At 46.4% G+C, this 11,772-nt stretch carries 7 protein-coding genes; 6 read left to right on the forward strand and 1 reads right to left on the reverse strand.

Annotation, left to right across the window (positions count from 1 at the left end; all coding sequences use genetic code 11):
• Positions 1-163 precede the first annotated feature (163 nt).
• Together serC and DWW13_RS02890 are read left to right on the forward strand one after the other, a co-directional pair.
• Positions 164-1,246: a 3-phosphoserine/phosphohydroxythreonine transaminase gene (gene serC / locus DWW13_RS02885; RefSeq protein ID WP_117509194.1), complete on the forward strand. Its 1,083-nt coding sequence runs from the start codon at positions 164-166 to the stop codon at positions 1,244-1,246.
• Positions 1,246-2,409, forward strand: coding sequence for a phosphoglycerate dehydrogenase (locus DWW13_RS02890; protein WP_118719139.1), 1,164 nt, complete (start codon positions 1,246-1,248; stop codon positions 2,407-2,409). Before serC ends, DWW13_RS02890 begins: the two co-directional genes overlap by 1 nt.
• A gap of 281 nt (positions 2,410-2,690) precedes the next feature.
• Here the strand turns inward: DWW13_RS02890 and cysS are convergent, their stop codons facing one another.
• Positions 2,691-4,139 (reverse strand): cysteine--tRNA ligase, encoded by a 1,449-nt coding sequence (gene cysS, locus DWW13_RS02900; RefSeq protein ID WP_118719141.1) that lies wholly within the window; start codon positions 4,137-4,139, stop codon positions 2,691-2,693.
• Between the two features lie 987 nt (positions 4,140-5,126).
• Between cysS and DWW13_RS02910 the strand changes: the two genes are divergently transcribed.
• The 4 genes from DWW13_RS02910 to oppD all read left to right on the forward strand — a co-directional run bounded on the left by DWW13_RS02910 (position 5,127) and on the right by oppD (position 11,768).
• Entirely contained in the window at positions 5,127-7,340 is a 2,214-nt protein-coding gene (locus DWW13_RS02910; RefSeq protein ID WP_118719145.1) for an ABC transporter substrate-binding protein, read from the forward strand.
• A 119-nt stretch (positions 7,341-7,459) separates the two neighbouring features.
• Complete coding sequence (locus DWW13_RS02915) at positions 7,460-9,031, forward strand: ABC transporter permease (RefSeq protein WP_022461047.1); 1,572 nt, start codon at positions 7,460-7,462, stop codon at positions 9,029-9,031.
• Between the two features lie 6 nt (positions 9,032-9,037).
• Complete coding sequence (locus DWW13_RS02920) at positions 9,038-10,006, forward strand: ABC transporter permease (RefSeq protein ID WP_022461048.1); 969 nt, start codon at positions 9,038-9,040, stop codon at positions 10,004-10,006.
• Positions 10,007-10,019: 13 nt separating this feature from the next.
• Positions 10,020-11,768 (forward strand): oligopeptide ABC transporter ATP-binding protein OppD, encoded by a 1,749-nt coding sequence (oppD, locus tag DWW13_RS19830; RefSeq protein ID WP_118719147.1) that lies wholly within the window; start codon positions 10,020-10,022, stop codon positions 11,766-11,768.
• The last annotated feature ends 4 nt before the right edge of the window (positions 11,769-11,772 follow it).

An 11,772-nucleotide genomic window follows, 5' to 3' on the forward strand; every position in this document is an offset into this window, starting at 1 on the left:
TCATAGTTTCAACGTGGTAAAGCAATACCGTATTACCATATGAATTGCAGACTTGTAAGAAAAGATGTAAAGGAAATACATAAGATTACAATGGAAACCACCGGTATAGAAACGGTGGTTTCCAAGTAATATAAAGCAGTAAGAGAAACAGGAGGACAAAAAAATGAGCAGAGTCTATAATTTTTCCGCAGGACCGGCGGTTCTGCCAGAGGAAGTGTTGAAAGAAGCCCAGGAGGAAATGCTGGATTACCGTGGATGCGGCATGTCCGTCATGGAGATGAGCCACCGTTCCAAAGTATTCCAGAACATCATCGATGAGGCAGAAGCAGATCTTCGTGACCTGATGGGAATCCCGTCAAATTACAAAGTTCTGTTTCTTCAGGGCGGTGCCTCCCTGCAGTTTTCCATGATTCCGATGAACCTGATGAAAAACGGTGTCGCTGATTACATCGTAACGGGCCAGTGGGCAAAGAAAGCATACGCAGAAGCACAGAAATACGGAAAGGCAAACAAAATTGCCTCCTCTGAGGATAAAACATTTTCCTACATCCCGGACTGCAGCGATCTTCCGATCAGCCCGGATGCCGATTATGTTTATATCTGTGAAAACAACACCATTTACGGAACCAAATACAAAAAACTGCCGAATACCAAGGGCAAAACCCTGGTGGCAGATGTCTCCTCCTGTTTCCTCTCCGAACCTGTTAATGTCTCCGATTACGGCATCATCTACGGCGGTGTCCAGAAAAACATCGGACCTGCCGGAATGGTCATCTCCATTGTCCGTGACGATCTGATTACCGACAATGTCCTGCCGGGAGCACCGACCATGATGAAATTCAAAACGCATGCAGACGCAGGCTCTCTGTATAACACGCCGAACTGCTACTGCATCTACATGTGCGGCAAAGTGTTCAAATGGCTGAAGAAAATGGGCGGACTGGAAGTCATGAAACAGCGCAACGAAGAAAAAGCAAAACTGCTGTATGATTTCCTGGATCAGAGCAAGCTCTTCAAAGGAACCGTTGTACCGGAAGACCGTTCTCTAATGAACGTTCCGTTTATCACCGGAAATGCAGATCTGGATGCCAAATTCGTCAAAGAGTCCAAAGAAGCCGGACTTGAGAACCTGAAAGGTCACCGTACCGTCGGCGGTATGCGTGCAAGTATCTACAATGCAATGCCGAAAGAAGGTGTAGAAGCACTCGTAGCCTTCATGAAAAAGTTCGAGGAGGAAAATCTCTAATGTTTCAGTATCATTGCTTAAATCCGATTGCAGGCGTAGGCCTTGTAAATTTTAATGAAAACTATCAGCAGAGTGAAAGCCTGGAGGGAGCCGATGCGGTTCTCGTCAGAAGTGCAGCCATGCACGGTATGGAGCTGCCGAAAAGTCTTCTTGCCGTAGCAAGAGCAGGAGCCGGTGTCAACAACATTCCGCTTGCCGACTGCGCAGAGCAGGGTATCGTTGTATTCAACACACCGGGAGCCAATGCAAATGGCGTCAAAGAGCTGGTGCTTGCCGGCATGCTGCTTGCATCCCGCGATATCGCAGGCGGTATTGAGTGGGTGAAGAGCGACAAAGAAGACGGCGACATTGCAAAGACAGCAGAAAAACAGAAAAAGAAATTTGCCGGCTGTGAGATCAGCGGAAAGAAGCTCGGTATCATCGGACTTGGCGCGATCGGTCAGCTTGTAGCAAATGCAGCAACCCATCTTGGCATGGAAGTATACGGATACGATCCGTACATTTCTGTCGATGCGGCATGGAATCTGTCCCGTGACATTCATCATATCCAGAACGTGGAAGATATCTACCGTACCTGCGATTATATCACCATTCATGTTCCGCTGATGGACAGCACAAAAGGTATGATTAACAAGGCAGCGATCGATGAGATGAAAGACGGCGTGGTTCTTCTGAACTATGCAAGAGACCTCCTGGTTGATGAGGATGCTGTTCTGGAAGCATTAAAGGCCGGAAAAATGAAAAAATATGTGACTGACTTTGCAAACCCGAAGGTAGTCGGCGCAGAGGGAACCATCGTTACTCCGCATCTTGGAGCATCGACCAAAGAATCCGAAGATAACTGTGCTGTCATGGCAGTTAAAGAAATCCGTGATTTCCTGGAGAACGGAAACGTCAAAAACTCCGTCAACTTCCCGAACTGTGATATGGGTGTATGCACAGGAGCAGGCCGTGTGACCATCTGCCATAAGAATATTCCTGGTATGCTGGGTGCATTTACCACCGTTATGGGTAACGCCGGTGTCAACATCAGCGACATGACAAACAAAGGTAAAGGCGATTACGCTTACACCATGATGGATCTGGAAAGCGAAGCAACAAAAGAGATCGTAAAAGCGCTGGAAGCAGTAGACGGCGTGTTAAGGGTTCGTATTATTAAATAAAGAAACAGCCATCCGAAAGAAACAAAAAAGGCGGTATCCGGAAAATGGATGCCGTCTTTTTTCGATGCCATGCATCCGAAGGAAGCCGCAAGCAGCAGGTGAAAAAGCATAAAAAAGAGAACTGCCGCATCAGAGCAGTTCTCTTTGGAAGAAGTTTAATAGAAAGTGCAGCCGCGTTTTCACAGGTAATATACTGGTCGGTTGTTGCTTTCAGCACATGAAATTCCCTGTTTCCTTCGTAGGAAATGAAGAAGAAAATCAGAGTTCCTCTTTCGTGCAGATCAGATCCGTTTCCAGACGGCTCCGCCGCGTACATCAGCAACTTCAATGCCCTGGGCTTTCAGGTCATCGCGGATTTTATCTGCTTCTGCAAAGTTTTTGGCTTTTTTTGCCTCATATCGTTTCAGAACAAGAGCATCAATTTCCGGATCTCCTTCGCCGGTAATCTGATAGCCGGATGCGGTGGAAGCAGAAGTTGTCTTTGCAGCCTCTTTTCTCTTCGCATCTGCATGAGCGAGAAGGGAAAGACCGAGTACCTGATCGAAACTGTCGAGAAGCGCCAGCTTTGCAGCATCATGCATGTCTGCTTTTAACACATCGTACAGCGTTGTGATGGCAAGCGAGGTGTTGAGGTCGGCATCGAGCGCTTTCTGGAATTTCTCTTTTAAAGCAGTCATAGAAGCTTCCTCGGCCGGTCCGTCTTTCGGGTCTAAAGCGGCGATGCGGGCGATCAGCTTGTCGTAGGCAATTTTGGCGTTGTCCAGGTTTTCCCAGGTGAAGACAAGCGCCTTACGGTAATGAGACTGGAGGCAGAAGAAACGGTAGACGAGAGGATCATAACCTTTTTCCTCAAGAAGAGAAACGGTTAAAAACTCACCTTTCGATTTCGACATCTTTCCAGTCGATGTATTCAGGTGATGTACATGGAACCACTGCGGGCACCAGGCGTGGCCAAGATAGCTTTCGGACTGTGCGATCTCGTTCGTGTGGTGCGGGAATGCATTGTCTACGCCGCCGCAGTGCAGGTCGAGGTATTCGCCATTGTATTTCATGGAGATACCGGAGCACTCGATGTGCCATCCCGGATAACCGACGCCCCACGGGGAATCCCATTTCAAGGCCTGGTTCTCAAATTTGGATTTCGTAAACCAGAGAACGAAATCATTTTTGTTGCGTTTGTTTGTATCTTCCTCTACGCCCTCACGCACACCGACCGCGAGGTCATCCTCGTCGTGGTCGTTGAATACGTAGTAGTGATCGAGGCGGCTGGTGTCAAAGTAAACATTTCCGCCGGCAAAGTAAGCGTAGCCGGTGTCCATCAGCTTTTCGATGATTTTGATATATTCGTCAATGCATCCCGTTGCCGGCTGTACGACATCCGGGCGCTTGATATTCAGCTTTTTGCAATCCGCAAAGAATGCATCGGTGTAATACTGTGCGATTTCCATGACTGTTTTGTGCTCGCGCTTTGCACCTTTGACCATCTTGTCCTCGCCGGTGTCCGCATCGGAGCTTAAATGGCCGACATCGGTGATATTCATGACACGGTTGACGTCGTAGCCTTCATAGCGGAGTGCCTTTTCCAGGACATCCTCCATAATATAACTGCGCAGGTTTCCGATGTGCGCAAAATGATAAACGGTAGGTCCGCAGGTGTACATTTCTACACGGCCCGGTGTGTGTGTCAGGAATTCAGCTTTTTTATGGGTTGCAGAATTATAAAGATACATAAAAGAAGTCTCCTTTTTTCTTTTCGTGCGGATACGGATGCAGAAGTGATGATACACAAGAAAGCAAAAAAGCAAAAAAGCAAAAAAGCGTCTGCTGTATCCGACAAGGATATCAGAGACGCCGCGTGCGGTGCCTGTTTTCCGTGTACTGCACTGGTTCCTTATTAAAATTAATATTAGCAGGATTTTTTTTTGATGTCAATAGTCCGGAGACTGTCGAAGACAAAAAGTAAGAAAGTGTTACTGTTCACACGCTACTATCCCGCGAGGCGTTTTGGCATGAATATGCCAAAATCCCGAGACATACAGCGCGAATTTATGCGGTTAGCATAAATTCTGTGCATCGCGAAGCGTGTTACTGAGAACGGAGTGAACAGTAACAAGAAAGTGATTTCGGTGTGAGCGGTCTTCATGGAAGGCTTTGCTTTGTAAAAGAAGGAAACGAAAGTAAAAAACGAAAGTAAAAAACAGTATGACGCTTTTAGATAAGAAGAAATGTGATTTTCAGAAGTCTGTTTTTTCGTCCAGCAGGATTCTTTCCCGGAGCAAAATCTGAAACAAATACAAAAAGACAGTGCTGCAGAACGCAAATGGAAAGAAACAATTATTTGTGTAATCTTTTTTTTATTATAAAACCGAAGAATACAGGAAAATAGAAAAACGGCATCAGAACAATACCCAAAAAGAGGAAAATAGAGGATTTTGATGACTTTAAATGCAGTTTATACACTTTTCTCCTGCATCGGATATTGACAAACAGAGAGAGTTCTGGTTATAATGAACGCAGTTGTTTTTGGACAAACGGACAAATGTACGGGCATGAGGGATGAAGAAAACAAATCTTGTTGGACGCATCTCCTTTTTGCACTCTTCGTTTTAATGTGGTAAAGTGCCAAAATGAAAAACGGTGGAATGGCGAAGCCGTTCCGGCAAATGTCCGGATGATGCAAAAACAACGCGAATCCATGAAAGGAGTTAGGAAGAATTATGAAAAGAAAAATTGTAAGCGCATTACTTGTTATGAGTATGACTGCAAGCCTGGTTGCCTGCGGAAATTCCGGCAGCGGAAGTTCTGATCCGGCAGATGAGAGTGTAAGCGTAAGCAGCAGCGCATCTTCCGAAAGTGATGCAAGCGCATCTGCAAGCAGTGAGAGCGAAGCCGAGGCAGAGGAATCCGAAATGCCGGAAGGATACGACGAGACCAGCACAGAGCTCTACAATGAGGCACTGGGAGATTTCAACGATGCACTTGCTACTGCAAAGGAAGCAGAAACGGTGGATGAGAGATATGCCCTGATGGCAGTTGCCGAGGGAAAACTGATGGAGTCTGCCATGATGTACCCGCTCACCTCAAGAGGTGGTATGTACGCGATGTACAGAATGGCTCCGCGCACCAAGGACTATACACTTTGGGGAAGCGATAAGGACCGTTATCATCAGTATGTTGTAACAACTGACTTTATCAAGGCAGAAGATTACAACGAAATGAGAGCAAAATGGGATGAGCTTAAAGGAACAGGAACCTATGAGAGCTGGGTAAAAGAATATCTGGCAGGAAAAGGTTACACCTTAAAAGACAGCTTCTCCATGCCGTATGCGAGCGATCCGGTAACATGGGACGGACTTGCAACTTCCCGTGCGGCAGATACCGATGCGATCATCAATACCTATGACGGACTGATGGAGTACGATGTAGAGGGAACTCTGCAGCCGGCACTGGCAGAATCCTATGAAGTATCCGATGACGGACTGACCTATACCTTCCACCTTCGTAAAGATGTAAAATGGACCGATTCCCAGGGACGTGAAGTGGATACTGTAAAAGCAGATGACTTCGTGGCCGGAATGCAGCACATGTGTGATGCACAGGGCGGTCTGGAATACCTGGTACAGGGCGTGATCAAAAACGTATCCCAGTACATCAGCGGTGAAGTTACCGATTTCGACGAGGTTGGTGTAAAAGCTGTTGATGACTATACCGTAGAGTACACACTGGAAGAGCCATGCAGCTACTTCATGACCATGCTGGGCTACACCATCTTCATGCCGATGAGCAGAAGCTACTATCAGTCCCAGGGTGGTAAATTCGGTGCTGAGTACGATTCTTCCGCAGCAGATTATCAGTACGGAAAAGATTCCAACTCCATCGCATACTGCGGACCGTACCTGGTAACCAACGCTACAGCGAAAAATACCATCGTATTTAAACTGAGCGATTCTTACTGGAACAAAGACAACGTAAACATTAAAACCCTGACCTGGCTGTTCAATGACCAGTCTGATGTTACCAAAATGTACACAGATGCAAAAGCAGGTACCGTTGACTATGTAAACCTGAACACCTCCACTATGGAGACAGCAAAATCCGAAGGTCTGTACGACCAGTACGCAGTAGTTTCAGATACCGACGCTACTTCCTTCATGGGATTCTACAATATCAACCGTACTGCGACTGCAAATGCCAACGACGGAACAACAGCAAAGAGTACAAAGTCTGACGAAGAAATCCAGAGAACAAACAAAGCACTGCAGAACGTTCACTTCAGAAGAGCGATCAGCTTTGCAGCAGATCGTGGCGCTTACAATGCACAGCAGGTTGGCGAGGATCTGAAGTATACTTCCCTTAGAAATACCTTTACCCCGGGATATTTCGTAAGCCTGTCAAAAGACACTACCATTCAGATCAACGGAACCGACACAACCTTCCCGGCAGGCACCTACTATGGTGAAATCGTACAGAAACAGATCGACGCCGACGGCGTGAAGATCAAAGTATGGGATGCCGAAAACAAGACCAGCGATGGTTTTGATGGATGGTACAATCCGGAAAACGCAGTAGAAGAACTGAATACCGCAATCGAGGAGCTCGCAGAAGACGGTATCACCATCGATGAGAGCAACCCGATCCAGATTGAGTATCCATATCCGTCTGCAGTAGAAGTTTACACCAACAAAGCAAACTCCTACAAGAAATCAGTAGAGGCTGCCCTTGGCGGAAAAGTTGTGATCAATCTGGTTGATGCCGTAGACCTGGATGGATGGTACTATGCAGGATACTATGTAAACTATGGTTATGAACAAAACTACGACGTATATGATGTCTCCGGATGGGGTCCGGACTTTGGTGATCCGTGCTCTTATCTGGATACCATGCTTCCGGACTACGAAGGATACATGACCAAATGTTTCGGTATCTTCTAATTTTGGAAAAGGTAAAATTGGAAAGACCAGAACAGTTGAAAGCCAATGAATAAACCGGCAGGGGGATGGGGACAAAAAAAGCCATTCCCCTGTCATATTGTGTTAAGGAATGAGAGAATATGACAAAATATCTTTTTAAGCGTTTGTTGCATGGCCTTGTTTCCGTAGTAATCGTCGTTGGATGCGTTATGACTATGATCTATTCTCTGATGGACCGAAATCTGATTTTCGCACAGGATACCACCTATTCCCATCAGAGCAATAACCAGAAAAAGGTGTACAAATATCAGAAGTGGGAGACATACGGATATCTTGATTATGTAACCTATGCAGATTATTTGAACGCTCTCAAAGCAAAAGGCGAAATTGACGAGGATACGAGATCCAAAGCAGTAGCATTCGGAAGAACGAAAGACCAGGATTCAGAACTGGTATCTGAATATGTAAAGGAATTTACAGCTTATTATAAAGCAAAAGGTTACACCGTAAGAAGATACGATGCGATCATGATGGGTAAGAAAAAATATGCCAACGGCGGACAGCAGCAGCTGTTTGCATACAGGGATATTCCGCTTGCAACACGTCTCGGAAAATATTTTTCCGGTTTGATTGACATCGACAGCATTCACGATGCTGCAAAGGTAGAAGGTAAGAGGGGGATTACATTTACCTTACACGATCCGGTATATGGGGGAAAGAAATTTTCACCGGCCATCATGGGAAATGGCACAACACACAAGTACCTGATGTACTTTGACTCAAAATTCCCATATTTCCATCAGAATATAATCACCATAAATTTAGGAAAGTCCTATTCCGTAAATGAGGGTGTGGATGTAGCACTGACCATGACCCGCGCGCAGGGATCCTACGTAAAATCGGAGATTACCTACCCAAGCGGTCTGGTGGAATACAGTGCAGACGATCTGCACAGCGCAACGTATATGAGCGAATCTCAGGATGCAAGCGCTGTTCATTCCGATCGGTTCACAGATGACTATACCAACGTGGATACAGTTAAGAGTGGTAAATCAAAAATCGGCTATTCCTTTGTGATCGGTATCATTGCCGTAATTCTTTCCTATCTCATCGCAGTGCCGCTTGGCATTCTGATGGCGAGAAAGAAAGACAAACTGGTTGACCAGCTTGGAACCATCTATATTGTATTCATTATAGCAGTACCTTCACTGGCCTATATCTTCCTGTTTAAGGCAATCGGAGGAAAAATGGGTCTGCCAACCACCTTTGACATGGATTCGAAGAGCAAGCTGATGTATATTCTGCCGATCGTTTCTCTGGCACTGCCGCAGGTGGCAAACCTGATGAAATGGCTGCGTCGATACATGATCGACCAGATGAACTCCGATTACGTAAAATTCGCAAGATCCGGTGGACTGACAGAGGGAGAAATCTTTACGAAACACATTTTGAAGAACGCAGCGATTCCGATCGTGCAGGGTGTTCCGGCGAGCGTACTGTTCGCACTGACCGGAGCCATCATCACCGAGCGTGTGTACGTAGTACCTGGTGCCGGTAATCTGCTGACCGAAGCAATCAGCAAATATGATAATGGTGTTATCGTAGGTGTTACACTGTTCTACGCAGTGCTCTCCGTGATTTCCATCATCCTGGGCGACGTTTTGATGTCCATGGTGGATCCGCGAATCTCATTCTCAACGAAAGACAGGTAGGGACTTATGAATTATGATTTAGATAAATTCGGTCTGTCTGAGGAAGAACTGTTTTCTCCTGTAGATAACAGCTCTCTGGAGTCTGAGAAAATTACGGCTCCGAGATATTCCTACTGGCATTCCGTGTTCCGCGTATTTTTTAAGAAAAAAATCAATATTGCCGTACTTTGCCTCCTGGGTGTGATTCTGCTGATGACGTATGTGTATCCGCTCTTTGTGGAGTACGACCGTTTCGCCAATCTGATGAACGGCGCGACAAAACATCTGTCTCCAAGCAAAGCATTGCAGCAGCTTGGATTCAATATTCACTGGATTTTAGGATCCGGTGCTTCCGGACAGTCGACCTTTGACGCTGTCTGGTTTGGTTCCAGAATTTCAGTTTCCCTGGCGTTTATCTGTGCGCTCATCAACCTTTCGATTGGTGTGATTGTCGGATCTGTCTGGGGATTTTCGAAGAAGGTTGATGTCTTCATGATGGAGGTTTACAACATCATCGGAAATATTCCGTATGTACTTCTGATCTCCGTCCTGGTGCTTATCTTTTCTCCGAGCTTCTGGACCATGGTATTTGCACTGACCGTTACCGGATGGCTTGCCATCGCGTACTTTATCCGTACGCAGGTCGTTATCATCCGTGACAGAGAGTATAATCTGGCATCAAAATGTCTTGGAACTTCGATTTTCCGCATTGCGATGAAGAATATTCTCCCGTTTATGACATCTGTCATTGTTACTCTGGCGGCAACTGAGATTCCGTCCTACATCTCTTACGAGGTGTTCCTGGCTTACATCGGTATGGGACTTTCTGACATGTCTCTGGGAAGACTGATCTATGAGGCTGAAGGTGCCATGCTGACACCGGGATGGGGATTCGAATTCTGGAGTCCGGTTGTTGTCGCTTCAATTATCACCGTAGTATTATATGTAGTTGGACAGAACCTTGGAGATGCGTCCGACCCGAGAACACATATGTAGGAAGGAAAGCCGCATGGAAGATAAAAAAGTATTATTATCGATTAAGGACTTACAGGTAAAATTCCGTGTCCGCGGCCGTATCCTGACGGCAATCCGGGGCGTAACGCTGGATATTTACGAGAATGAGTCCATTGCTATCGTAGGAGAATCCGGTGCCGGTAAATCCGTATTCACAAAAGCGTTTGCAGGAATGCTGGACAGCAACGGCTTCATCGATCAGGGAGATATCATTTTTAACGATGCCGAGCTGAGCGATACCGTTGTGCCGCTGAATTCTTATGCGAAAAAGACCATCGCATCCACCTGGGAAAAGCTGAATGAGTATTCCAAGCTGGAATATGGTGCAGAAGTATTCCTGAAAATGAAGGATCTGGAGCAGGAAAAAGAAGAAAAAATGACGCTGAGCGAGGAAGAGCGTGAGAAAGCAGATGCTGAAATCAAGGAACTTGTAATAAAGAGAACCGAACTTTTCAACTATAAGCAGACACTCGATACTTCCAAAGAAAAAGCGAAAGTCAAAGAGACATCCGCGGAGATTTCCAGACTGGATGGAGAGATTAAGGCTCTGCAGAAAGCAAAAGAGGAAAAAATCAAGGCTCACAAACAGGCTGCCATGAACGATACGGCCTACAATCAGGCGTATGAGGCAAAAATGGCAGAGTACAAAAAAGAGTACGCCGGCCTGACAGCAAAAGAAATTACGGACGAGACGAGAAAGAGAAACGAGATTCTTGCCAAAGAGATCTATCTTTCTGTCGGACGTTATAAACTGCGTAAAAAGGTTCGCATGATCAAAAAGCTGCACGAGGCATTCAAAGCTGCAATGGAGCGCGGTGTGGATCTGAACGATGAGCAGAAGCGAAACGGCGTTTTTGACCAGGCTACTTTCCGTGTGCGCTATCTGGATGAGACACCGGAGCAGCTTCATGGAACCTGTATCATTAACCTGGCAAAAATCCAGGACCCGAATGACTGGGGCCAGATCCGCGGCAAGAAAATTGCAACCGTATTCCAGGATCCGATGACTTCCCTGAACCCGATTATCACAATCGGAAAACAGATCACTTCTGTTATCATGAAGCATCAGAATGTTAGCGAGGTGGAAGCAAGGGCACAGGCGCTTGAGCTGATGGAAAAGGTTGGTATTCCGAACGCAGAGCAGCGTTTCGATGATTATCCGTTCCAGTATTCCGGCGGTATGAGACAGCGTATCGTTATTGCGATTGCACTTTCCTGCCGTCCGAAGATCCTCATCTGCGATGAGCCGACAACTGCGCTGGATGTTACGATTCAGGCGCAGATCCTGAAGCTGATCAAGGACCTTCAGAAAGAGTATAACTATACCATCGTGTTTATTACCCACGACCTTGGTGTCGTAGCGAATATCGCTGACCGTGTTGCCGTTCTGTACGCAGGACAGATCATCGAGTTTGCGAATGTAGAAGAGCTGTTCTACGACCCGCGCCATCCGTACACCTGGGCACTGCTTTCTTCCCTGCCGCAGCTTGCGGAGCGGAATACAAAGCTGTTCTCGATTACCGGTACCCCGCCGTCTCTGTACAACAAGATTATCGGAGACCCGTTCGCACCGCGTAACCAGTACTGTCTGAAAATCGACACACTGGAAGAGCCTCCGATGTTCAAAGTAACGGATACCCATTACGCCAAAACCTGGCTGCTGGATCCGAGAGCACCAAAGACGGAGAAGCCGGAGGCAATTCAGAATATTCACGAAAAATTATTAAAAGCATACAACTTATAGGAGA

Source organism: Blautia sp. AF14-40 (genome assembly GCF_003479665.1).
GTDB classification, from domain to species: Bacteria; Bacillota; Clostridia; order Lachnospirales; family Lachnospiraceae; genus Fusicatenibacter; species Fusicatenibacter saccharivorans.